The following is a 22,718-nucleotide window of genomic DNA, read 5'->3' on the forward strand; positions in this document are numbered from 1 at the left end:
CTAGCGCTGTGTTGATGAGTAAGTTAGTCTCTGACCGTTTGCCGACGCTAAGCCATTGATGATGGAACAACGAATAACACGTATGAAAAAACGTATTCCCACCTTGCTGGCCACCCTGATTGGCTCAGCGCTTTATAGCCAACAAGGCATGGCTGCCGATCTTGCCTCGCAATGTATGCTTGGCGTACCCAGCTACAACCGCCCTTTGATCGAAGGCGATACCAATAACCTGCCGGTTACGATTAATGCTGACCACGCGAAAGGTGATTACCCTGATAACGCGGTCTTTACCGGTAATGTGGATATTCAGCAAGGCAACAGCCGCCTGCAGTCCGATGAAGTTCAACTGCACCAGAAGCAGGTTGAAGGACAGCCCGACCCCGTACGGACGGTCGACGCGCTGGGTAATGTGCACTACGACGATAATCAGGTCATCCTGAAAGGTCCTAAAGCGTGGTCCAACTTAAATACCAAAGATACTAACGTCTGGGAAGGCGATTATCAGATGGTTGACCGCCAGGGCCGCGGCACGGCCGACGTGATGAAACAGCGTGGCAATAACCGCTATACAATCCTGGATAACGGGACATTCACCTCTTGTCTGCCGGGCTCTAATACCTGGAGCGTTGTCGGAAGCGAAGTCATTCAGGACCGTGAGGAGCAGGTTGCGGAAATCTGGAACGCCCGCTTTAAGCTTGGCCCGGTACCGGTGTTCTACAGCCCTTATTTGCAGTTGCCGATCGGCGATAAACGCCGTTCTGGCTTCCTTATTCCTAATGCGAAGTACAGTACCAACAACGGCCTGGAATTCACCCTGCCGTATTACTGGAATATCGCGCCAAACTTTGATGCCACCATTACTCCGCATTATATGGAAAAACGCGGGACGCAATGGCAGAACGAATTCCGTTATTTGACCGTAGCGGGTACGGGCCTCATGGAGTTTGACTATCTGGGTTCTGACGACGAATACAAAAATGAATCGGGCGTTAATCCAGACGACAGCGATCATCGTTGGTTATTCTACTGGCGTCACAGTGGCGTAATGGATCAGGTATGGCGTTTCAACGTTGATTACACCAAAGTCAGTGATGATAAATACTTTAACGACTTTACTTCACAGTACGGTTCCAGCACCGATGGCTACGCAACACAGAAATTCAGCGTCGGCTATGCCAATGAAAACTTTGACGCAACGTTAGCCACCAAACAGTTCCAGGTCTTTGATTCCCAGCGCACACGTAACTCATACCGTGCAGAGCCACAGCTGGATGTTAACTTTTACCAGAATGATATAGGTCCGTTCGATACGCGCATCTACGGCCAGGCTGTTCACTTCACTAACGTGAATGAAAGCCTGCCAGAAGCGACGCGTCTGCATATCGAGCCAACCATTAGCCTGCCGTTATCCAACGGCTGGGCAAGTCTGAATACCGAAGCTAAGGTAATGGCGACGCATTATCAGCAGAGCAATCTGGATGAGTATCGCTATTACGTCAGAAATAACGCATCAAGCCTTGCAGCGGCGAACAGACTGGACGAGACCGTTAACCGCACCCTGCCGCAGTTTAAAATGGACGGTAAGCTGATTTTCGACAGGAATATGGACTCAGCCGAAGGCTGGACGCAAACGCTGGAACCCCGTGTTCAGTATCTTTATGTCCCTTATAAAGACCAAAGCAATATCAATAACTACGATTCATCCCTGCTGCAATCCGATTACAGCGGGCTGTTCCGCGACCGAACTTATGGCGGTCTTGACCGTATCGCCTCAGCCAACCAGGTGACTACCGGGTTAACTTCGCGTGTTTATGATGATGCGGCGATTGAACGTTTTAACGTTTCTGCGGGTCAAATCTACTACTTCACCCAGTCGCGTACCGGCGATGATAATATCAACTGGGAGAAGGATAAGCAGACGGGTGCTGTTGTCTGGGCTGGCGATACCTACTGGCGTGTTACCGATCGCTGGAATTTACGCGGTGGTCTGCAATACGATGCGCGCCTTGATAACGTCGCGACCGGCAACGGCGTGATTGAATATCGTCGCGATGCCGACCGTCTTGTGCAATTGAACTATCGCTACGCCAGCCCGGAATACATTCAGGCGACGCTGCCAAGTTTTGCTACTGCAAGCCAGTACAAAGAAGGTATTTCGCAGGTGGGTATGACGGCGAGTTGGCCGGTTGTCGATCGTTGGTCAGTGGTTGGTGCTTACTACTACGACACTAACGCGCAACAAGTGGCAGACTCCATGCTTGCCGTGCAGTACAGCTCATGCTGTTATGCGATTCGTGTCGGTTACGAGCGTAAAATTAACGGCTGGGAAGACAACCAAAGCAAATACGACAACGTATTCGGCTTTAACATCGAGTTACGCGGCCTGAGTTCGAACTATGGCCTGGGCACGCAGCAGATGTTGCGCTCCAACATTCTGCCGTATCAAAGCTCGATGTAATTCACTTTGACTAATACTCTAAATGTTTCGCATTGCGACTAAGTTAATGGAAAAAGTATGAAGAACTGGAGAACGCTGCTTCTTGGTATCGCCCTGGTGGCGAATACTACCTTCGCGGCGCCACAAGTGGTCGACAAAGTAGCAGCCGTAGTGAACAACGGTGTAGTCCTTGAAAGCGATGTCGATGGCTTAATGCAATCGGTAAAATTGAACGCTCAACAAGCGGGCCAGCAGTTGCCGGATGACAATACGCTGCGCCATCAGATCCTGGAGCGTCTGATCATGGACCAAATCGTCCTGCAAATGGGCGAGAAAATGGGCGTAAAAATCACCGACGAGCAGCTTGATAAAGCTATCGCGGACATTGCCGCGCAAAATAAAATGACCATGGATCAGATGCGTAGCCGTCTGGCCTATGACGGTATCAATTACAATACGTACCGCGCACAAATCCGCAAAGAGATGACTATCTCTGAAGTGCGAAATAACGAAGTGCGTCGCCGTGTCACCATTCTGCCACAGGAAGTTGATTCCCTGGCGCAGCAGGTCGGCAGTCAAAACGACAGCAGCACCGAGCTGAATCTGAGTCACATCCTGATCCCGCTGCCGGAAAACCCAACCTCTGCTCAGGTTGACGATGCGGAAAAGCAGGCGCGTGATATCGTTTCTCAGGCGCAAAACGGCGCGGACTTCGGCAAGCTGGCTATCACCTATTCAGCAGACCAACAGGCGCTGAAAGGCGGTCAAATGGGTTGGGGCCGTATCCAGGAATTGCCATCGATTTTCGCCCAGGCTTTGGCTACCGCGAAAAAAGGTGACGTCATCGGCCCGGTACGTTCCGGTGTCGGTTTCCATATTCTGAAGGTGAACGATCTGCGCGGCCAGACCCAAAGCATTTCCGTGACCGAAGTACATGCGCGTCACATTCTGCTTAAGCCATCGCCGATCATGACCGATCAGCAGGCGCGTCTGAAGCTTGAGCAAATCGCAGCCGACATCAAGAGTGGCAAAACGACCTTTGATAAAGCCGCGAAAGCGTTCTCTGACGATCCGGGTTCTGCCAATCAGGGCGGCGATCTGGGCTGGGCTTCCCCGGACATCTACGATCCGGCCTTCCGTGATGCCATCATGAAGCTCAATAAAGGCCAGACCAGCGCGCCTGTGCATTCTTCCTTCGGGTGGCATTTAATCGAGCTGTTGGATACCCGCAACGTCGACAAAACTGACGCGGCACAAAAAGATCGTGCGTATCGCATGCTCTTTAACCGTAAATTCTCTGAAGAAGCGCAGACCTGGATGCAGGAACAGCGCGCCAGCGCTTACGTGAAGATTAACGGCAGCAATGGCTAATATCTCTCGTGTGACCCTCACTCCCGGCGAACCCGCCGGGATTGGTCCCGACCTGGTCGTCGCGCTAGCGCAACGCGACTGGCCCGTTGAACTGGTCGTCTGCGCCGCCCCCGAATTATTGCTTGAAAGAGCAGCTTTGCTTGGTTTGCCACTTACGCTCCAGCCTTATCAACCTGACCTGCCTCCCGCTCGCCAGGCTGCGGGAACGCTGACTATTTTGCCAGTCGCTTTGCATGCTCCGGCAGTTCCCGGCCAACTGGATAAGCGTAACAGCGCTTATGTGGTTGAAACGCTGGCCCGCGCCTGCGATGGCTGTATTAACGGTGAGTTTGCAGCGCTAATTACTGGGCCGGTACACAAAGGCATCATCAACGATGCCGGTATTCCGTTTATCGGCCATACAGAATTCTTCGAAGAGCGCTCGCAAAGCGAGAAAGTTGTGATGATGCTGGCAACCGAAGAACTGCGGGTTGCCCTGGCGACCACGCATCTGCCGTTAAAAGCGATTAGCGATGCCATCACGCCAGATTTATTACGCCAGATAATCTCCATCCTGTATCATGACCTGCAAACCAAGTTTGGTATTGCGCAGCCTCACGTGCTGGTGTGCGGCCTGAATCCCCATGCGGGTGAAGGCGGCCATATGGGCACAGAAGAGATTGATACGATAATTCCGGTGCTCAACGAGATGCGCGCGCAGGGGATGAACCTTTCAGGTCCGCTCCCGGCTGATACGCTCTTTCAGCCGAAATATCTCGACCATGCCGATGCGGTACTGGCGATGTATCACGACCAGGGTTTACCGGTATTAAAATACCAGGGCTTTGGTCGAGCGGTGAATATCACCTTAGGCTTACCTTTTATCCGCACGTCTGTTGACCACGGGACTGCTCTTGAACTTGCAGCCCAGGGAAAAGCCGATGTCGGCAGTTTTATTACGGCGCTTAATCTCGCCATCAAAATGATTACGAATACTCAATGAATACTCGCGTCCACCAGGGCCACCTTGCCCGTAAACGTTTTGGACAAAACTTCCTTAATGACCAGTTCGTTATCGACAGTATTGTCTCCGCTATTAACCCGCAGAAAGGCCAGGCGATGGTAGAAATCGGCCCCGGCCTCGGTGCATTAACCGAGCCTGTGGGTGAGCGCCTGGACGAAATGACCGTCATCGAGCTCGACCGCGATCTGGCAGCCCGTCTGCAGACGCATCCTTTCCTGGCTCCTAAGCTGACGATTTATCAGCAGGATGCCATGACAATGGATTTTGGCGAGCTCTCGCAAAAAATCGGCCAGCCGTTGCGCGTGTTCGGCAACCTGCCGTATAACATCTCTACGCCGTTGATGTTCCATCTCTTTAGCTATACTGATGCCATTGCGGACATGCATTTTATGCTGCAAAAAGAGGTTGTGAACCGTCTGGTTGCAGGCCCGAACAGTAAAGCGTATGGTCGTTTATCGGTAATGGCGCAATATTACTGCAACGTTATCCCGGTGCTCGAAGTGCCGCCAACCGCCTTCACACCTGCACCTAAAGTGGATTCCGCAGTGGTACGCCTGGTTCCCCATGCAACCATTCCGCATCCGGTGAAAGAGCTGCGCGTGTTAAGCCGCATTACGACCGAAGCGTTTAATAAACGCCGTAAAACGATTCGTAACAGCCTCGGTCATCTGTTCAGCGCGGAAGTCATGGCGGAGCTGGGGATAGATGCAACTCTGCGTGCTGAGAACATTTCAGTCGCCCAGTATTGCCAACTGGCAAACTATTTGGCTGAGCACCCACAGCCGAAGGAGAGTTAACGATGTTAAATTCGCCCCGCGTATGTGTTCAGGTACAAAGCGTTTATATCGAATCTCAGTCCTCGCCGGAGAACGAACGTTTCGTCTTTGCTTATACCGTAACCATCCGGAATCTGGGGCGAACGCCGGTGCAGTTGCTTGGTCGTTACTGGCTTATCACCAACGGAAACGGCCATGAAACTGAAGTGCAGGGCGAAGGCGTGATCGGCGTCCAGCCTCATATCGAACCAGGCAACGAATACAGTTATACCAGCGGCGCGGTGCTTGAAACGCCGCTGGGCACTATGCAGGGCCATTACGAAATGGTCGATTCTCAGGGCGAGGCCTTCCGCGTCGCCATTCCTGTCTTCCGTCTGGCCATTCCAGCCTTCATTCACTGATACGATGTCTACATACCTGATTGGCGACGTTCACGGTTGCTACGATGAACTGGTAGCCCTACTGCAACAGGTTGAGTTTGCGCCTGGAAAAGATATTTTATGGCTTACGGGCGATCTTGTTGCACGAGGTCCAGGCTCTCTTGAAGTGTTGCGCTACGTCCGCGGGCTGGGCGACAGCGTGCGCATCGTGCTAGGTAATCATGACCTGCACTTGCTTGCGGTTTACGCGGGTATTAGCCGTAATAAACCGAAAGACCGCGTCTCACAGTTGCTCGAAGCGCCAGATGCGGATGAGCTGCTCAACTGGCTGCGTCGCCAGCCGTTGATTCAGGTCGATGAAGAGAAAAAACTGGTTATGGCGCACGCCGGGATCACACCGCAGTGGGATATTAATACGGCTATCGCCTGCGCCCGTGATGTCGAAGCTGTGCTGTCAAGCGACAGCTATCCGCTATTCCTCGACGCGATGTATGGCGATATGCCAAACAACTGGTCGCAGGATCTTACCGGCCTCGCCCGCTTGCGTTTCATTACTAACGCGCTCACGCGCATGCGCTACTGCTTCCCGAACGGCCAGTTGGATATGTATTGCAAAGACACGCCGGAAAGCGCCCCTGCGCCGCTGAAACCGTGGTTTGCGATCCCGGGTCCGGTGACGGATGCGTATTCAGTCATCTTTGGTCATTGGGCTTCGCTTGAAGGCAAAGGAACGCCGGAAGGAATTTACGGGCTGGATACCGGCTGCTGCTGGGGCGGCGAATTAACCTGCCTGCGCTGGGAAGATAAAACGTATTTTACTCAGCCATCGAATCGTAAAGCCGATCTCGGCGATGGCGAAGCAGCCATAGCATCATAAAAAAACCAGCGACTGACGACAAACCTGCCGGCGCTAAAAAGCTAAAGGGGTCGTTTAAAATACAAGCAAAATCAATCAATTGATTTTCAGCAGATCAACGAAAAAGAAGGAAAACACGCTTTTTCCTTCTTTTTTCAGCAAACTGACCCGGCGAATAACCGGGTTTTTATTTAGCGTCGATCCAGAATCTCGAAACAATAGCCGTGCGAGTTGTTTTCGTCAGCATCGTGGAATTCGCTGAACGTCGACTGCCATTCGTCCGGATCGTAGTCCGGGAAATGCGTATCGCCTTCCACTTCCGCATCAATGTGCGTCAGATACAGACGCTGAGCTTTTGGCAGGAATTGCTCATAGACGCGTCCGCCGCCAATCACCATGATCTCTTCCGCATCGCCGCAGGCTTGAATCGCCTCATCAACGGAACCGACCCACTCAACGCGAGCGTCGGTGCCCGGTTTGCTGCTGATAACGATGTTCTTGCGGCCAGGCAATGGGCGGCCGATGGATTCCCATGTCAAACGTCCCATCACGACCGGTTTATTTAACGTATTGCGTTTAAACCAAGCCAGATCGGCAGGTAAGTTCCACGGCATGGCGTTTTCCATGCCAATAACGCGATCTACCGCTAATGCAGCAATCAGACTGATCATTCTATTAACCCAAGGATGGTGAAAAAATTGCCGCCACTATACGTAAAGCGCATTCTTTCGTCGACTGCCCTTACCCTTCACGACAAAAATTATTTTTGTTCTGCTACGCCGGGCAGAAAGTGCCGCCTCGCCAGTCCTAACCCGAACAAGGGGTTAGCGAAAATCACCGAGGCATTCCTTTAATAAGCGCTTATACATTGCGGACGCCGCTATAAGTTTATGCAATGGCTGGGGTATAGTGCATTTTTATTCTCTGCGCTGGATATCGTCATGCTGGAAACTACCCTCTTTGTCGCCACTATTGCCACACTGGGCATGCTCTCTCCCGGGCCCGATTTCTTTCTGGTGATAAAAAATGCAGCGCGCTATACGCGCCCGGCGGCAATGATGACTTCCCTCGGAGTGATAAGCGGCGTAGCAACTCACATGACCTATTGCGTTGCCGGACTTGCCGTTGTCATCACCACCACCCCATGGCTGTTTGGCCTGTTGAAATACGCTGGTGCGGCGTATCTGGTCTGGGTTGGCCTGCACGCCTTGTTTGCCCGTAGCGGCAGCAAAATGGATGTCAGCCAGATTGCCCGCCAGCAAACTACGCTCAGGAAAGCTTTTCTGCAGGGCTATCTATGCAATCTGCTAAATCCAAAAGCGACGCTTTTTTTCCTGTCGATTTTTACTCAGGTGCTGAGCGTCAATTCAGACACGCTCGATAAACTATGGTATGCCGGCGTGATCCTGGCGCTTTCGGTTATCTGGTGGCCGCTGCTTGTGGTGTTAATCCAGAGCGCGCCGGTGCGCCTTGGCCTCGCAAAAGCGCAGAAAATCGTAGATAAATTGCTGGGTGGAATGCTGGTTGCGCTTGGCATTAAAGTCGCGCTGAGCTAAAAAATGCTCCCGTCAGGGAGCATATTGTCTTAATTCTCAGGTTTTGCCGGCGGCTCATCCGTCAGTTTTCCGGAATGAACGCCTTCCTCTGTACCTTGCCAGCCGTGCCGCTGAATGACGTTCAGATGCGTACGGTCTTCATTAATCACTTCGGTCAACATTGCGCTGGTGCGCTTAAGCACATCTGCGCGGGCTGGCATATCTACTGCGGCAACCATCTCTTCCACCATTTGCATATTGAAACGTCGGAAGTGATCGGCTCGCTCGCGCGCTTCATAGCCGCCAACGCCCAGCCCTTCCAGCGCGCGGCGCCCCACCTTCAGGGCGCTTTCAAACGTTTCACGCTCTGGCTGCTCAACGCCCGCCTGACGCAGACGGATAAAGTGGTCAAGATCGCGTGCTCTGGCGATAACCTGCAGATGCGGGAAATGCTCCTGCGCCAGTTCCGAAAGCTGGATATTGGCGTCAGGATCGTCGATGGCGTTGATCAGCACTTCCGCTTTCGCCGCTCCGGCAGATTCGAGTAGATCAACGCGAGTGGCGTCGCCGTAAAATACTTTGGTGCCAAATTTACGCAGCGTTTCGATATGATCCGGATCGTGGTCGAGAACCACCATTTTGACACCGCTGGTCAGCAGCAAACGTCCGGCGATTTGCCCGAAACGGCCAAATCCCGCAATGATTACTCGCGGCTGTTCTTCGTCGATCTCATCGGCCTCGCGCGCCTGCTCTTTGGCTGATTTTTCCAGGCGGCTCAGCAGAACCAAAAGCAGCGGCGTTGCGGCCATGGAAAGCGCAACGGCAAGCGTCAGGGATTTCGCCCAGTCGTCGTCAAGCACCTGCGCCATTCTTGCCGTGCCGAAAATCACAAAGGCGAACTCGCTGCCCTGCCCCAGCAGAACGGCAAACCAGCGGCCTTGCTTGCGCGGCACCTTCAGCAACCCTGCAATAAGCCACAGCATCAAGGTTTTGATTATCAGGAAGCCTGCCAGCAGCGCAATAATGCGCAGCGGATTTTCCGCCAGCGTACCAAAGTCTATCGACATGCCTACACCGATAAAAAACAGCCCAAGCAGTAAACCTTTAAACGGCTCGATATCGCTTTCCAGCGCGTGACGATATTCCGAGCTCGCCAGTAAAACGCCCGCCAGAAACGCGCCCATCGCCATCGATAAACCGGCTTCTTCAAGCAACAATCCAAAACCGAAGACAAGGAATAACGCTACGGCGCTGAACGCCTCCCGCAGGCCGGAGCGAGCGACAAAGCGTAATACCGGGCGCGTAACATAGCGCCCCAGCAGAACAACCAAAGCCAGCGCCCCCGCCACTTTCAGCGCTGAAATAGAGAATGCGGCGAAAGTTGTGGTTGCGCCGCTGCTCGCAAGCAACGGGATCATCGCCACCAGCGGAATAGCCGCGATATCCTGGAACAGCAGCACAGCAAAAGCGCTGCGTCCCATCTGCGAAATCGTCAGGTTACGTTCGTTCATCGCCTGCATGGCAATCGCCGTCGATGAAAGCGCAAGGGTCAGGCCAATCAATACAGCGACCTGCCAGCGCAATCCCATTAGCATGCAGAATAAACCGAGGAACAGCCCGCAGGTCGCCATTTGCAAGAAGCCGCCGCCAAATACCGAAGCACGCAGCGTCCATAACCGGCGCGGGTCGAGTTCAAGCCCGATAACAAACAGCATCAGCACGACGCCAATCTCAGCGAAATGCAAAATCGCCCCGGCATCCGTGACCAGCCGTAACCCCCACGGGCCGATGATACAGCCAGCAATCAGGTAGCCGAGCACCGAACCTAAACCCAGGCGTACCGCAACAGGCACGATAAGCGCGGCGGATCCAAGATAGATCAGCGCCTGAATCATGCTATGACTATCCATGGTTCGTCTCCTGCCAGTCAGCCAGACGCTGTTTGTAAAGCTCTGCCTGCACATCGAGCGTGTTTTCATCGCAAACAAAAGTGAAATGAATAGCAAAACTCGGCAACCATTTCATGCCGCAGTAAAGCGCTGTCGCCTGCAAAGGCTGCCCCAGAATATCGAAACCGGGATGATCGCCCAGCTCAAAGTGCCCTTCACCGCCGCCGGTCGTCACCGCCCACATAACATTTTTACCGTGCAGCGCGGTGCCGCCGCGGCCATAGGCCCAGCCGTGAGAAAGCACTTTGTCGATCCACAGCTTCATTAACGGCGGCATGCTGTACCACTGCATCGGATGCTGCCAGATAATCAGATCGGCCCGGCTCACCGCTTCCTGTTCAGCGGCAATATCAATATTAAAATCGGGATAGAGTTCGTACAACGAGCGGACTTCCACGTCAGGCAGCGTCGTGGCTCTTTCTAACATTTTACGATTGGCGTGGGAGTGTTGCGGATAGGGGTGCGCATAAATAATTAAAATCATGAATTAGCCTGTTGTTTTACCGCTTTCTTCTGCAGGAGAGTGTAGTCAGTAATTCAGCAGGCTAATAGTCAATATTGCTGGCGGGTTAAGTCGGTAAAACTGAATTAGTTATCCAGTTCGCCCATCGACTTCACCTGATCGCGATTGATCTGCTCGGTCTGGCCGGTTTCCGCATTTTTATAGGATACCAGGCCAGTTTCGTCATCAACCTGCGGTTTGCCGTCGGTGATAATGGTTTTGCCATCGGTCGTTTTTACCGCCTGGTTAGATGAACAGCCCGCAACGGTAAACAGCGTCGCGGCGGTGAATACGGAAGCCATCAGAATTTTGTTTTGCATGTTGCTCTCCCTGTTTGTAGCCAATTTTCATTATCTGACTCAAAACTTTAGCAGAGCCTTCAAGCTTTAGCGGAAAATGCGGAACTCTCCGAAACCTGCCGTACCCGCTAAAAACCTCAGTTAACGGGTGGGAAAGGCAATAAAAAACCCGCGTGAGCGGGTTTTAGGATTAATCAGAGGAAGTTATTTTGCAATTTGCGCGTGCATTTCCTGAACGGAGATGACTTTTTCAGTCGCGTCAGCGTTCAGGGCCATCGCCGTGGCAAAACCGCCGTTCAGCGTGGTGTCGTAATGCACTTTATATTGCAGCGCGCTGCGGCGAATCAGCTTGGAATCTTCAATCGCCTGGCGGCCCGCGGTGGTGTTGATGATGTAGGTGTATTCGCCGTTCTTGATACGGTCCTGAATGTGCGGACGACCTTCATGTACCTTGTTTACCAGACGTGGGTTAATGCCCGCTTCGCCCAGCACGATAGCCGTGCCGTGGGTGGCGTCCAGCTCAAAGCCCTGTTTAAGCAGCTTAGCGGCGAGGTCTACCACGCGCTCTTTGTCGCCTTCGCGAACGGAGAGCAGCGCGCGGCCTGGTTTACGCATGGTGGACTGGCTGCCGAGCATCGCTTTGGAGAAAGCTTCTGCGAAGGTGCGGCCGACGCCCATTACTTCGCCGGTAGAGCGCATTTCTGGCCCTAACAGCGGGTCGACGCCCGGGAACTTGTTGAACGGCAACACGACTTCTTTTACAGAGTAGTAAGGCGGGATTATCTCTTTCGTCATGCCCTGCTCAACCAGCGTCTGGCCAACCATCACGCGCGCGGCAACTTTCGCCAGCGCCATACCCGTTGCCTTAGAGACAAACGGCACGGTACGTGCGGCGCGCGGGTTCACTTCAATCAGATAAACTTCGTTGTCCTTCACCGCAAACTGCACGTTCATCAGACCGCGCACCTGTAGCTCAAAGGCCAGTTTCTGCACCTGCTGGCGCATCACGTCCTGAATTTCCTGGCTCAGCGTGTAGGCTGGCAGGGAACATGCGGAGTCGCCGGAATGCACGCCCGCCTGCTCGATATGTTCCATGATGCCGCCAATCAGCACGGTTTCGCCGTCGCAGATGGCATCTACGTCCACTTCTACCGCGTCGTCCAGGAAACGGTCCAGCAGCACTGGCGCATCGTTGGAGACGCTAACCGCGGTCTGGAAGTAGCGACGCAGGTCCGCTTCGTCATAAACGATTTCCATCGCCCGCCCGCCCAGTACGTAGGACGGACGCACAACCAGCGGATAGCCGATTTGTGCCGCTTTCTCTACGGCCTGCTCGATGGCGGTTACGGTGGCGTTCGCAGGTTGCTTCAGCTTCAGACGATCAACCGCATGCTGGAAACGCTCGCGGTCTTCAGCGCGGTCAATCGCATCCGGGCTGGTGCCGATGATTGGTACGCCAGCGGCTTCCAGTTCACGCGCCAGTTTCAGCGGAGTCTGGCCGCCGTACTGCACGATGACGCCTTTTGGTTTCTCAACGCGCACGATTTCCAGCACGTCTTCGAAGGTCACGGGTTCAAAGTACAGGCGGTCTGAAGTGTCGTAGTCGGTAGAAACTGTTTCCGGGTTGCAGTTAACCATGATGGTTTCATAACCATCTTCGCGCAGCGCCAGCGAGGCGTGTACGCAGCAGTAGTCAAACTCAATGCCCTGGCCGATACGGTTCGGCCCGCCGCCCAGCACCATGATTTTGTCACGGTCATTGTTTGGGTTAGCTTCGCATTCATCTTCATAGGTGGAGTACATGTACGCGGTGTCGGTTGAGAACTCCGCCGCACAGGTATCAACACGCTTATAAACCGGGTGCAGCTTGTGCTGTTCGCGCAGTTTGCGGATTTCAGACTCGCGAACGCCGGCCAGTTTCGCCAGGCGCGCATCGGCAAAGCCTTTACGCTTGAGCATGCGCAGGAAGTCATAGTCCAGGCCGGTGATGCCCACTTCTTCCACTTTCTCTTCCAGACGCACCAGCTCTTCAATCTGCACCAGGAACCAGCGGTCGATATTGGTCAGGTTGAATACGCCATCGACAGACAGGCCTGCGCGGAACGCGTCGGCGACATACCAGATACGCTCGGCGCCGGCGTCTTTGAGTTCGCGACGAATTTTGGTCAGCGCTTCCGGGTCGTCCAGATTCACTTTTGGATCAAGGCCGGTTGCGCCCACTTCCAGGCCGCGCAGCGCTTTTTGCAGGGATTCCTGTTGGGTACGGCCAATCGCCATCACTTCGCCGACGGATTTCATCTGCGTGGTCAGGCGGTCGTTGGCACCGACAAATTTCTCAAAGTTAAAGCGAGGAATTTTGGTTACAACGTAGTCGATAGACGGCTCGAAGGAGGCAGGCGTTTTGCCGCCGGTGATGTCGTTCATCAGCTCATCGAGGGTGTAACCCACCGCCAGCTTCGCGGCTACTTTGGCAATCGGGAAGCCGGTTGCTTTTGAGGCCAGCGCGGAGGAGCGGGACACGCGCGGGTTCATCTCAATAACAATCAGACGGCCGGTTTTCGGGTTTACCGAGAACTGTACGTTGGAGCCGCCGGTTTCTACGCCGATTTCACGCAGCACCGCCATCGAGGCGTTACGCATGATTTGGTATTCTTTGTCGGTCAGCGTCTGGGCAGGCGCGACGGTGATAGAGTCGCCGGTGTGGATGCCCATCGGGTCGAAGTTTTCGATAGAGCAAACGATGATGCAGTTGTCGTTTTTATCACGCACCACTTCCATCTCGTACTCTTTCCAGCCGATGAGCGACTCGTCGATCAGCAGCTCTTTGGTTGGGGAAAGATCCAGACCGCGCTCGCAAATCTCTTCGAACTCTTCGCGGTTATAGGCGATACCGCCGCCGGTGCCGCCCATCGTAAATGATGGACGGATGATGCATGGATAGCCCACGTCAGCGGCAACCGCCAGCGCTTCTTCCATGGTGTGAGCGATACCGGAACGCGCGGTGTCGAGGCCGATTTTCTTCATCGCCACGTCAAAGCGGCGGCGGTCTTCTGCTTTATCAATCGCGTCGGCCGTCGCGCCAATCATGGTGACGCCGAATTCTTCCAGCACGCCCTGACGTTCCAGCTCCAGCGCGCAGTTCAGCGCCGTCTGGCCGCCCATAGTCGGCAGCACCGCGTCCGGACGCTCTTTTTCAATGATTTTACGCACGACTTCCCAGTGAATCGGCTCGATATAGGTCGCATCGGCCATTTCCGGGTCGGTCATGATGGTGGCTGGGTTGGAGTTCACCAGAATGACGCGGTAACCCTCTTCACGCAGCGCTTTACACGCTTGCGCGCCGGAGTAGTCAAACTCACACGCCTGGCCGATGACAATCGGGCCTGCACCAAGGATCAGGATGCTTTTAATATCTGTACGTTTTGGCATTTTTTATGGCTCCTGATACTTACTTGCTGGAAAGAGTGGCGGTAGAACGGTAGTGCTTAATCAAGTCGATAAAGTGGTCAAACAGCGGCGCGGCATCGTGCGGGCCCGGGCTCGCCTCAGGGTGACCCTGGAAGCTAAACGCTGGCTTATCGGTGCGGTGAATACCCTGCAGGGTGCCATCGAACAGCGATTTGTGCGTCACGCGCAGATTTGACGGAAGCGTTGCTTCATCTACTGCAAAGCCGTGGTTCTGGGCGGTAATCATCACGCAGTCGCGGTCTAAATCTTTAACCGGGTGGTTGCCGCCGTGGTGGCCGAACTTCATCTTCACGGTTTTCGCGCCGCTTGCCAGAGCCAGCAACTGGTGGCCAAGGCAGATGCCGAATACCGGCACTTCTGTTTCCAGGAAGGATTCGATAGCGCTAATCGCATAGTCGCAAGGCGCCGGGTCGCCGGGACCGTTGGAAAGGAAGACGCCGTCCGGATTCATCTTTAATACTTCTTGCGCTGAAGTCTGCGCCGGAACAATCGTCAGGCGGCAGCCGCGGTCAACCAGCATACGCAGGATGTTGCGCTTCACGCCGTAGTCATAGGCCACCACGTGGAAGGGTAAATCTTCTTCTTTCGCCGCTTCCGGCAGTTCGCCTTCAAGCGTCCAGCTACCCTGCTGCCAGCTATAAGCTTCTTTGGTGGTCACTTCTTTTGCGAGGTCCATGCCGTTGAGGCCCGGGAACGCTTTCGCTTTCTCAAGCGCCAGAGCAGCATCGATACTGTCGCCTGCGATGATACAGCCGTTCTGAGCGCCTTTCTCACGCAGCAGACGAGTCAGCTTACGGGTATCGATATCGGCAATCGCCACGATGTTATGGCGCTTTAAGTAAGAAGAGAGGTCCTCGGTATTGCGGTAGTTGCTGGCAATCAGCGGCAGGTCGCGAATGACGAGGCCCTGAGCATGTACCTGAGAGGATTCTTCGTCGGCGGAATTGGTGCCGACATTGCCGATATGAGGATAAGTAAGAGTGACGATCTGGCGGGAGTAGGAAGGATCAGTGAGGATTTCTTGATAACCGGTCATAGAAGTGTTGAAAACGACTTCTCCCACTGCCTGACCCGATGCCCCGATGGCCCGACCGTGGAATTGGGTTCCGTCTTCCAGAACCAATATTGCTGACTTAATCAAAACGTCCTCCAGGGGAATAAACATTCAATTTATTCGCATATTAATTCAAAACACATGCCTGAATCAAATGCAAAACAGCCTGTCATTTGGATTTTTGACAAACGGCGGCATTCTAAGGACAAGATGGATAAAAGTCTACCTTAAGACGAACTTTTTATAGGTATTTTGCCGCTCTGGTTAGAAAAACAGGCATGAACAGGCAAAACGAACAGCTAACTTAACACAGGTAATCGTTTGCGAGGCAGGAAGAATAGATATTTGTCTTTGCGAGTCGGTAAAAGTGGACCAGATGGTCAAAATTAACGTATCAACAACAAAAAATGAGGGGAAAAAGGGTATTTATGGAGCATTAGAGATGATATGTAGCTATAAGGCGAAAAATAAAAAGGGCAATAAAATATTGCCCCGCCAATCAAACAATTATGATTGTAATAACCACATCACGATGGGTAATAACGTTTACAATTTGTTGAGATCAAGCACGTCTCGCATATCATAAAGACCCGTTTTTCGGTCTTTTAACCACAAAGCGGAACGAACCGCGCCATTTGCAAAAGTCATGCGGCTTGACGCCTTGTGGCTGATTTCAATGCGCTCGCCGATGTCGGCAAACATCGCGGTATGCTCACCGACAATATCTCCGGCACGCACGGTCGCAAAACCAATGGTTCCAGGCACTCGTTCACCGGTATAGCCTTCGCGCGAATAGACCGCGCAATCCTTTAAATCTTTATCCATCGCCTGAGCTATGGCTTCACCCATTGCCAGCGCGGTGCCCGACGGCGCATCCACCTTGTGGCGGTGATGGGCTTCGATAATTTCGATATCAGTGTAGTCGCCCATCACTTTGGCCGCTTTTTCCAGCAGCTTAAGCATAACGTTCACGCCTACGCTGAAATTCGCCGCAAAGACGATGGGAATCTCCGCCGACGCATCGCGAATCGCCTGCTTACCTGCATCGTCAAAACCTGTCGTGCCGATGACCATGCCTTTGCCGTGCTGACGGCAAAATGCGAGATGGTTCAGCGTGCCTTCCGGACGAGTGAAATCGATAAACACGTCAAAATCGTTAACCACGTCATCCAGGCTGTCGCTGACGATTACGCCCGTTTTCGCAACGCCGGCCAGTTCACCCGCATCGCTACCGAGCAAGGATGAACCCGGGCGTTCAAGCGCTGCGCCAGGCTGCACGCCTTCCAGTTGCAGGGCTGCCTGAATAAGTTGCCGTCCCATACGACCGCCCGCGCCCGCAATCGCGACGCGGAGCTGTGCTTCAATCATATTCACTCTCTTTAGTCATCTGCTTACAAAACATTCTCAGGTTAACCAGCCCCGCTAAAGGCCGCCAGCCGAAAACACCAATAATTAGAAATTTATGTCAAACCGCCGCAGTTATCAGTAAAAGCTATTATTTCCTCAATAAAAACAGGGGCTACTTAAAACCGCACGATTCACGCACGACAAGCGTTGGCGGCAGGATAATACGCTTTGGGGGTTCATCGTTACCCTGAATACGGCTGAATAACAGCTCTCCCGCTTTGCGACCAATCTCTTTAGCAGCGACCGAAACCGTTGTCAGCGCGGGTTGCACCAGCGCCGCTTCGGTAACATCGTCAAAGCCTATCAACGCAAAATCTTTGCCCGGCATGCGCCCCATTTTGCGTAAGGTCTGCATAACGCCAAGCGCCACAATATCCTGATAACAAACCGCGGCGGTGATTTCCGGATAACGTTCAAACAGCGCTTCAGCCACTCGGGCGCCGTCGCTCTGGCTGGCAGCCGAAGAGATAACCCACTCGCTCTTTGGCTGAATGCGATTTTCCAGCAGTTTGCTGCTGTAGCCGCCAATACGCTGCGCACGGCTGATAGAATTTTCGCTCCCACCGATAAAAGCAATATGGCGATGTCCGAGCCGCAGAAGATGCTGCGTTGCAAGCTGTGTGCCGAGAAAATTATCCGTACCCACGAAATCAAAATCTACGTCATCCAGCGGGCGCACCACCATTATGGCCGGGATATTGCGACGCTTGAGCGTTTCAAAAAACAGCGGCGGCGTTTCACGTGCCGCGCACAGCACCATTCCGCAGGCATTGTTACGCATCAAAGAATCAACAAACTTCTGCTGGCGAACGCCGGACTCTTCGCTGTTTGCCAGAAACAGCAGCAGATCGTGGCGTTCCATCTCCTGACTTAGTCCCGCCGTCATTTCACCGTAAAACGGGTTGGTAATGTCATGCAGCAATAGCCCAACCTGGTTGCTGGTGCGATTGCGCAGGTTTGCTGCGGTCTGGTTATAAACGTATCCCAGTTCATCAAGCGCCAGAAGCACGCGCTCACGCGTGGCGCTTGAAATCCGCCCTCGGTTACGCAAAACCATAGAAACGGTTGCGGTGGAAACAGACGCGCGCTGGGCGACCTGGGCCAGGGTGACGGTGCTCATTTTTTTTCCTCCAACGAAACCGATAAAGAAGATTAATCGAATAACCAAAGAATTGCATTTCCACCTGTGAAAGCCATCACAATTAATGGCTTATTTCGGCGCTCATTGCCAAAAATGGCGGGTTAATCGCGTTTACCACCCTTTCTAAATAAGGTTAATCGATTAATCTTAAACTACCGACATCAGGGAGCCATTTATGAAGCACGCAACGTACGATAAATATCCCGAAATACGCATAAAGGGATTTGAAAACCAGGCATGGCTTGGCTGGAAAGCCATTGCGCAGGCGATTCAGGCTCGGTTGAAGAGCGGGGAAAAAGTCGTTCTGACAATCGATTGTTATCCCGGCGTGCGCGCTGATGAGCTGCGCGCACAGCTAATTGCGCATCTCAAACCTGCTCTGGCTATCAACGCCGACGTGGCCCGTTTGAGCGAGCAGCATCTGCACGATCTTCTGGCGCAAAATCTGACGGATGACCGCGTGTTCGGCGTACTTTCCTGCCACCAGCTCCACGAATTTTTCTGCCCCGATAAACTGGCGCAGGCACAGCGCGAAGTAAACGAAGCGAGCGGGATTATTGTGATTTACGGTCCCGGCGCCTCGCTTATTCATCAGGGCGACATTCTCGTTTACGCTGATTTAGCGCGCTGGGAAATTCAGCAGCGCTTCCGCAGCGGCGAGATGGGCAACTGGGGCGCTAATAACGAAAACGAAGATATTCTGCGGCGCTACAAGCGAGCCTTTTTCATTGAATGGCGCGTATTTGACCGCCATAAAACGCCGTTGCTCAAACGCGCCGACTTCCTGCTTGATACCAATACGGCAAACGCCCCGGCGATGGTCAGCGGTGAAGCATTACATCACGCCCTGCAACAAGCCACGCGGCAGCCGTTCCGCGTAGTGCCGTTTTTCGATCCCGGCGTCTGGGGCGGACAATGGATGAAAGACAAATTTGATCTCGATCCCTCAAAGCCAAACTACGCATGGTGTTTTGACTGTGTGCCCGAGGAGAATAGCCTGTTACTGCGTTTTGGCGACGTGCGGATCGAGATCCCCTCTCAGGATCTGGTATTGCTTTATCCTCGCCCGCTGCTGGGTGAAAAAGTCCATGCGCGCTTTGGCGCAGAATTCCCGATCCGCTTTGACTTTCTCGATACCATTGGTGGCCAGAATCTTAGCTTCCAGGTGCATCCGCTTACCGAATATATCCAGCAGCACTTTGGTATGCATTACACCCAGGATGAAAGCTATTACCTGCTGGAAGCCGAACCGGGCGCAGAGGTGTATCTGGGCACGAAAACAGGTATCGATCCTCAGGAAATGCTCGACGATCTTGCGAGCGCCCGGCGTGGAGAAAAAGCGTTTGATGACGAGAAATTCGTTAACCGCTTCCCGGCGCGTAAACACGATCACTTCCTGATCCCGGCCGGTACCGTGCACTGTTCCGGCGCCGGCGCGATGGTGCTCGAAATCAGCGCCACGCCGTATATCTTCACTTTCAAGCTTTGGGATTGGGGGCGTCTGGGTTTAGATGGTCTGCCACGCCCGGTGCATCTGGAACATGGCGCAAAAGTCATCGACTGGCAGCGCGATACCCGCTGGGTAACCGAACATCTGGTCAACCATTTCGAGCCAATAGCCGAAGGAGACGGCTGGCGTGAAGAACGCACCGGCCTGCACGAACGCGAATTTATCGAAACCCGCCGTCACTGGTTCAGCAAACCGGTTGTGCATCACACCCACGGCGGCGTCAACGTGCTCAATCTGGTTGAGGGCAGCGAAGCGCTGGTGGACAGCCCGGCAAACGCTTTCGAACCGTTCGTGGTGCATTACGCCGAGACATTTATCATTCCGGCGGCAGTAGGCGAATACCGCATTTCCCCGTATGGCAGCGGCTCAGGACAAACGCTCGCCACCATGAAAGCCTGGGTAAGAGGATAACACTATGATTAACGTCATTCTGGCGACACACGGCGAGCTTGCTGAAGCTCTGCTGGGCAGCAGCAAAATGGTTTACGGCAAATTAACGCACGTTTTTCCGGTAATGCTCAGCGAAACCAAAGGCATTAACAGCTTTCGCGATGAGTTCGCAGAGGTGCTGAAGCAGGCGAGCAAGGGCGCTGACGGCGTCATCGTCCTGTGCGATATGCAAAGCGGCACGCCATGGAATATTGCCTGCCATCACGCTTTCAATCCGCAAACGCAACCGCCTGTCGCGGTGCTCGCGGGCGTGAACTTCCCCATGCTGCTGCTGAGCGACGAAATAAAAGAGTTGCAGGATCTGGAACAAGCCGCCGCGCAACTTCTGGAACAAACCCAGGAGACGCTGGTGCAGGCTCGCCTGGCAGAAACCGCGCAATCTGATGATTTCTAGGGGGCAACGATGAGCATTTCCTTTGTACGCATTGACGACCGGGTTATTCACGGCCAGCTCGTGACCCGCTGGGCAAAAGAGCTGCCTTGCGATGGCATTGTCGCCATCGACGATGCCGTTGCCGCCGACCCGCTGCTTTCGTCGGTAATGAAAGGGGCGGTGCAGGACATTAAAGTCTGGCTGTTTGATACCGCTACGGCGATTGAGAAGCTGCCGAAAATCATCGCCAGCGACAAACATTATTTCGTGATAGGCAAATCGCCAGTGACGCTCAAACGCATTGAAGATGCGGGCGTCAGCCTGCAAAACGCCAATCGCAAAATTAACGTCGGGCCGATGAGCGCCCGCGCCGGAACCACCACCATCGGGCCCAATCAGTCGGTCAGCCCGGAAGAAGCGGCAGCGTTTGATTTTCTGTCGCAACGCGGTCACCAGATTGAGTTTCGTCTGGTGCCGGACGCCAGTTGTTATAGCTGGCAGGACGCGCGTCTTAAAATCAAATAGAGGAAAGCATTATGGCTTTTGAAGCTGCATTAATTGGCATTCTCTGTTACCTCGGTGCGCTCAGTAGCCCCTGGCTATTAGGGCTCACCGGCGGCTGGTATCTGATTACCCGCCCGCTGGTTTCAGGCATGCTGGTAGGCTTTATACTCGGCGATGTGCAAACCGGGATCATCATCGGCGTGGCCGTGCAGGCGGTTTATATCGCGATGGTGACCCCCGGAGGTTCAATGCCCGCCGATCTTAACTTTGTCGCTTTTCCGGCAATCGCGCTGGGGATTTTATCCAACAAAGGGCCGGAAGTGGCCGTTGCGCTGGCGGCAACCATCGGTATCGCGGGAACCGTGCTGTTTAACGCCATGATGGTGCTGAATTCATGGTGGAACCACCGGGCCGATGTCGCGCTGGAAAAAGGCGACGATCGCGGCGTTTACCTCAACAGCGCCATCTGGCCGCAGGCCACTAACTTCCTGATGCGCTTTATCCCGACTTTTATCGCCGTCTATTTTGGCGCGCAGTACATCAATGCCTTTATGGATAGCCTGCCGCATATCGTGCTGGCGACCATGAACGTACTTGGCGGCATTTTGCCGGCCGTGGGGATAGCCATCCTGCTTAAGCAAATCATTAAAAACTACAGCATGTTGATTTACTTCCTGGTGGGCTTTATCTGCATTGTTTTCCTGAAGCTCAACATGGTGGCGCTGGTTATCGTAGGCAGCCTGCTGGCGCTTATCCATTACAACTACAAGCCAGAACCGCAGGCGGCAAGCGCGGCAAAACCGGCTGATGACGAGGATGAATTCTGATGGCAGAACGTAAACTCACCCGCCAGGATCTCAGGCGCTGCTGGCGGAGCTGGATGATGTATAACCTCTCCTCCATGAGCTTTGAACGTCTTGAATCTTTTGGTTTTTGTCTGAGCATGCTGCCGGTGGCGAAAAAACTCTATCCGGACGCTCAGGAACGCAAAGAGATGCTTAAGCGGCACGCGTCTTTTTACAACACTGAACCGCAGCTCGGCGCGATTGTGAACGGCATGGTGCTGGGGCTTGAGGAAAAACGCGCTAACGGCGAGCCGATTGACGGCGAAACCATCAATACCCTGAAGGTTGGCCTGATGGGCCCGGTGGCCGGAATTGGCGATTCGATGATCCCCGGCATGCTCATTCCTATTTTGTTGAGTATCGGCATGGCGCTGGCGGCGGGCGGCAATATCCTCGGGCCGCTGTTTTACTGCGTTGCCTGGCTTGCGATTATCATTCCCGGTTCGTGGTTCCTGTTTTTAAAGGGCTACCGCATGGGTTCGACCTCCGTCGAGATGCTGGTCAGCAGCAAATCGACCCGCCTGCGCGAAGCGCTCTCTCTGCTTGGCGTTTTTGTTATGGGCGGCGTGGCGGCAAGCTATGTAAAGCTTGGCACCGGGCTGGAGTTCGTCACAAAAGATGGGGTTAACATCCACCTGCAACAAATGCTGGACGGAATTTTTCCGCAGCTTTTGCCGCTCATCGTAGTAATTGGCACCTGGTACCTGATGGCGAAACGCGGCGTATCGCCGGTCAAAGCCATGTTGATGCTGCTGGCGCTTGCCGCTGCGGGCGTGGCGGTGGGGTTGTTTGCCTGAATGTGCGTCGGGTGATGGCTCACGCCTTACCCGACCTACGGTTATGTAAGGTGGATGGCGC

Annotated in this window: 20 protein-coding genes; 12 read left to right on the plus strand and 8 right to left on the minus strand. The window is 53.8% G+C overall.

The features are described from left to right. The first annotated feature begins 82 nt into the window (after nucleotides 1–82). The 6 genes from lptD to apaH are packed head-to-tail and all read left to right on the plus strand — an operon-like array spanning nucleotide 83 to nucleotide 6,844. On the plus strand, nucleotides 83–2,458 hold the full coding sequence (gene lptD / locus MUA00_RS08370; RefSeq protein WP_271122642.1) for an LPS assembly protein LptD: 2,376 nt from the start codon (nucleotides 83–85) through the stop codon (nucleotides 2,456–2,458). Nucleotides 2,459–2,515: 57 nt separating this feature from the next. Next, nucleotides 2,516–3,808 carry a peptidylprolyl isomerase SurA gene (surA, locus tag MUA00_RS08375; RefSeq protein WP_271122643.1) on the plus strand — a complete coding sequence of 431 codons (1,293 nt, stop codon included), beginning with the start codon at nucleotides 2,516–2,518 and terminating at the stop codon, nucleotides 3,806–3,808. After that, nucleotides 3,801–4,790, plus strand: coding sequence for a 4-hydroxythreonine-4-phosphate dehydrogenase PdxA (gene pdxA, locus MUA00_RS08380; protein ID WP_271122644.1), 990 nt, complete (start codon nucleotides 3,801–3,803; stop codon nucleotides 4,788–4,790). The genes surA and pdxA overlap by 8 nt, the downstream gene beginning before the upstream one ends. Next, the gene (rsmA, locus tag MUA00_RS08385; protein ID WP_271122645.1) at nucleotides 4,787–5,608 is read left to right on the plus strand and encodes a 16S rRNA (adenine(1518)-N(6)/adenine(1519)-N(6))-dimethyltransferase RsmA; all 822 of its coding nucleotides are present in this window, start codon (nucleotides 4,787–4,789) and stop codon (nucleotides 5,606–5,608) included. Before pdxA ends, rsmA begins: the two co-directional genes overlap by 4 nt. A 2-nt stretch (nucleotides 5,609–5,610) precedes the next feature. Then, entirely contained in the window at nucleotides 5,611–5,988 is a 378-nt protein-coding gene (gene apaG / locus MUA00_RS08390; RefSeq protein WP_167611223.1) for a Co2+/Mg2+ efflux protein ApaG, read from the plus strand. 4 nt (nucleotides 5,989–5,992) lie between these two features. Next, nucleotides 5,993–6,844, plus strand: a complete 852-nt coding sequence (gene apaH / locus MUA00_RS08395) for a bis(5'-nucleosyl)-tetraphosphatase (symmetrical) ApaH (RefSeq protein WP_271122646.1) — start codon at nucleotides 5,993–5,995, stop codon at nucleotides 6,842–6,844. Nucleotides 6,845–7,014: 170 nt separating this feature from the next. On the opposite strand, the gene folA is transcribed toward apaH, so the two are convergent. Next, a complete protein-coding gene (gene folA / locus MUA00_RS08400; protein ID WP_271122647.1) occupies nucleotides 7,015–7,494 on the minus strand; it encodes a type 3 dihydrofolate reductase in 480 nt (159 codons plus the stop codon). Between the two features lie 270 nt (nucleotides 7,495–7,764). Here folA and MUA00_RS08405 point away from each other — a divergent pair, with 270 nt between their 5' ends. Continuing rightward, nucleotides 7,765–8,379 carry a LysE family transporter gene (locus tag MUA00_RS08405; protein ID WP_271122648.1) on the plus strand — a complete coding sequence of 205 codons (615 nt, stop codon included), beginning with the start codon at nucleotides 7,765–7,767 and terminating at the stop codon, nucleotides 8,377–8,379. A gap of 29 nt (nucleotides 8,380–8,408) precedes the next feature. On the opposite strand, the gene kefC is transcribed toward MUA00_RS08405, so the two are convergent. The 7 genes from kefC to MUA00_RS08440 form a co-directional block, all read right to left on the minus strand. Beyond that, a complete protein-coding gene (kefC, locus tag MUA00_RS08410) occupies nucleotides 8,409–10,268 on the minus strand; it encodes a glutathione-regulated potassium-efflux system protein KefC (protein WP_271122649.1) in 1,860 nt (619 codons plus the stop codon). Continuing rightward, on the minus strand, nucleotides 10,261–10,791 hold the full coding sequence (gene kefF / locus MUA00_RS08415) for a glutathione-regulated potassium-efflux system oxidoreductase KefF (protein WP_271122650.1): 531 nt from the start codon (nucleotides 10,789–10,791) through the stop codon (nucleotides 10,261–10,263). Before kefF ends, kefC begins: the two co-directional genes overlap by 8 nt. Before the next feature lie 104 nt (nucleotides 10,792–10,895). After that, the gene (locus MUA00_RS08420; RefSeq protein WP_271122651.1) at nucleotides 10,896–11,129 is read right to left on the minus strand and encodes a YgdI/YgdR family lipoprotein; all 234 of its coding nucleotides are present in this window, start codon (nucleotides 11,127–11,129) and stop codon (nucleotides 10,896–10,898) included. Nucleotides 11,130–11,312: 183 nt separating this feature from the next. Continuing rightward, nucleotides 11,313–14,537, minus strand: coding sequence for a carbamoyl-phosphate synthase large subunit (gene carB, locus MUA00_RS08425; protein ID WP_271122652.1), 3,225 nt, complete (start codon nucleotides 14,535–14,537; stop codon nucleotides 11,313–11,315). Nucleotides 14,538–14,556: 19 nt separating this feature from the next. Continuing rightward, nucleotides 14,557–15,717, minus strand: coding sequence for a glutamine-hydrolyzing carbamoyl-phosphate synthase small subunit (gene carA, locus MUA00_RS08430; protein WP_271122653.1), 1,161 nt, complete (start codon nucleotides 15,715–15,717; stop codon nucleotides 14,557–14,559). A 459-nt stretch (nucleotides 15,718–16,176) separates the two neighbouring features. Then, a complete protein-coding gene (dapB, locus tag MUA00_RS08435; protein ID WP_271122654.1) occupies nucleotides 16,177–16,998 on the minus strand; it encodes a 4-hydroxy-tetrahydrodipicolinate reductase in 822 nt (273 codons plus the stop codon). A gap of 151 nt (nucleotides 16,999–17,149) precedes the next feature. Continuing rightward, nucleotides 17,150–18,157: a LacI family DNA-binding transcriptional regulator gene (locus tag MUA00_RS08440; RefSeq protein ID WP_271122655.1), complete on the minus strand. Its 1,008-nt coding sequence runs from the start codon at nucleotides 18,155–18,157 to the stop codon at nucleotides 17,150–17,152. 196 nt (nucleotides 18,158–18,353) lie between these two features. Between MUA00_RS08440 and MUA00_RS08445 the strand changes: the two genes are divergently transcribed. Genes MUA00_RS08445 through MUA00_RS08465 form a run of 5 tightly spaced genes read left to right on the plus strand, consistent with a single transcriptional unit; the run spans nucleotide 18,354 to nucleotide 22,657 of the window. Next, entirely contained in the window at nucleotides 18,354–20,099 is a 1,746-nt protein-coding gene (locus tag MUA00_RS08445; RefSeq protein WP_271122656.1) for a class I mannose-6-phosphate isomerase, read from the plus strand. 4 nt (nucleotides 20,100–20,103) lie between these two features. After that, nucleotides 20,104–20,532, plus strand: a complete 429-nt coding sequence (locus tag MUA00_RS08450; protein WP_271122657.1) for a PTS sugar transporter subunit IIA — start codon at nucleotides 20,104–20,106, stop codon at nucleotides 20,530–20,532. A 9-nt stretch (nucleotides 20,533–20,541) separates the two neighbouring features. Continuing rightward, nucleotides 20,542–21,036, plus strand: a complete 495-nt coding sequence (locus MUA00_RS08455; protein WP_271122658.1) for a PTS system mannose/fructose/N-acetylgalactosamine-transporter subunit IIB — start codon at nucleotides 20,542–20,544, stop codon at nucleotides 21,034–21,036. Between the two features lie 11 nt (nucleotides 21,037–21,047). After that, complete coding sequence (locus MUA00_RS08460; protein ID WP_271122659.1) at nucleotides 21,048–21,842, plus strand: PTS mannose/fructose/sorbose/N-acetylgalactosamine transporter subunit IIC; 795 nt, start codon at nucleotides 21,048–21,050, stop codon at nucleotides 21,840–21,842. After that, nucleotides 21,842–22,657 carry a PTS system mannose/fructose/sorbose family transporter subunit IID gene (locus MUA00_RS08465; RefSeq protein WP_271122660.1) on the plus strand — a complete coding sequence of 272 codons (816 nt, stop codon included), beginning with the start codon at nucleotides 21,842–21,844 and terminating at the stop codon, nucleotides 22,655–22,657. Before MUA00_RS08460 ends, MUA00_RS08465 begins: the two co-directional genes overlap by 1 nt. The last annotated feature ends 61 nt before the right edge of the window (nucleotides 22,658–22,718 follow it).

It is taken from the genome of Dryocola boscaweniae (assembly GCF_025215095.1).
Lineage (GTDB): Bacteria > Pseudomonadota > Gammaproteobacteria > Enterobacterales > Enterobacteriaceae > Dryocola > Dryocola boscaweniae.

Bases quoted from the DNA above. Each gene is read 5' to 3' on its own strand.
- MUA00_RS08420 (WP_271122651.1), bottom strand. From the start codon at position 11,129: ATGCAAAACAAAATTCTGATGGCTTCCGTATTCACCGCCGCGACGCTG.
- surA (WP_271122643.1), top strand. From the start codon at position 2,516: ATGAAGAACTGGAGAACGCTGCTTCTTGGTATCGCCCTGGTGGCGAAT.
- lptD (WP_271122642.1), top strand. From the start codon at position 83: ATGAAAAAACGTATTCCCACCTTGCTGGCCACCCTGATTGGCTCAGCG.
- kefC (WP_271122649.1), bottom strand. From the start codon at position 10,268: ATGGATAGTCATAGCATGATTCAGGCGCTGATCTATCTTGGATCCGCC.
- rsmA (WP_271122645.1), top strand. From the start codon at position 4,787: ATGAATACTCGCGTCCACCAGGGCCACCTTGCCCGTAAACGTTTTGGA.
- kefF (WP_271122650.1), bottom strand. From the start codon at position 10,791: ATGATTTTAATTATTTATGCGCACCCCTATCCGCAACACTCCCACGCC.
- pdxA (WP_271122644.1), top strand. From the start codon at position 3,801: ATGGCTAATATCTCTCGTGTGACCCTCACTCCCGGCGAACCCGCCGGG.
- dapB (WP_271122654.1), bottom strand. From the start codon at position 16,998: ATGATTGAAGCACAGCTCCGCGTCGCGATTGCGGGCGCGGGCGGTCGT.
- apaH (WP_271122646.1), top strand. From the start codon at position 5,993: ATGTCTACATACCTGATTGGCGACGTTCACGGTTGCTACGATGAACTG.
- folA (WP_271122647.1), bottom strand. From the start codon at position 7,494: ATGATCAGTCTGATTGCTGCATTAGCGGTAGATCGCGTTATTGGCATG.
- MUA00_RS08440 (WP_271122655.1), bottom strand. From the start codon at position 18,157: ATGAGCACCGTCACCCTGGCCCAGGTCGCCCAGCGCGCGTCTGTTTCC.
- MUA00_RS08405 (WP_271122648.1), top strand. From the start codon at position 7,765: ATGCTGGAAACTACCCTCTTTGTCGCCACTATTGCCACACTGGGCATG.
- MUA00_RS08450 (WP_271122657.1), top strand. From the start codon at position 20,104: ATGATTAACGTCATTCTGGCGACACACGGCGAGCTTGCTGAAGCTCTG.
- carB (WP_271122652.1), bottom strand. From the start codon at position 14,537: ATGCCAAAACGTACAGATATTAAAAGCATCCTGATCCTTGGTGCAGGC.
- apaG (WP_167611223.1), top strand. From the start codon at position 5,611: ATGTTAAATTCGCCCCGCGTATGTGTTCAGGTACAAAGCGTTTATATC.
- MUA00_RS08465 (WP_271122660.1), top strand. From the start codon at position 21,842: ATGGCAGAACGTAAACTCACCCGCCAGGATCTCAGGCGCTGCTGGCGG.
- MUA00_RS08455 (WP_271122658.1), top strand. From the start codon at position 20,542: ATGAGCATTTCCTTTGTACGCATTGACGACCGGGTTATTCACGGCCAG.
- MUA00_RS08460 (WP_271122659.1), top strand. From the start codon at position 21,048: ATGGCTTTTGAAGCTGCATTAATTGGCATTCTCTGTTACCTCGGTGCG.
- MUA00_RS08445 (WP_271122656.1), top strand. From the start codon at position 18,354: ATGAAGCACGCAACGTACGATAAATATCCCGAAATACGCATAAAGGGA.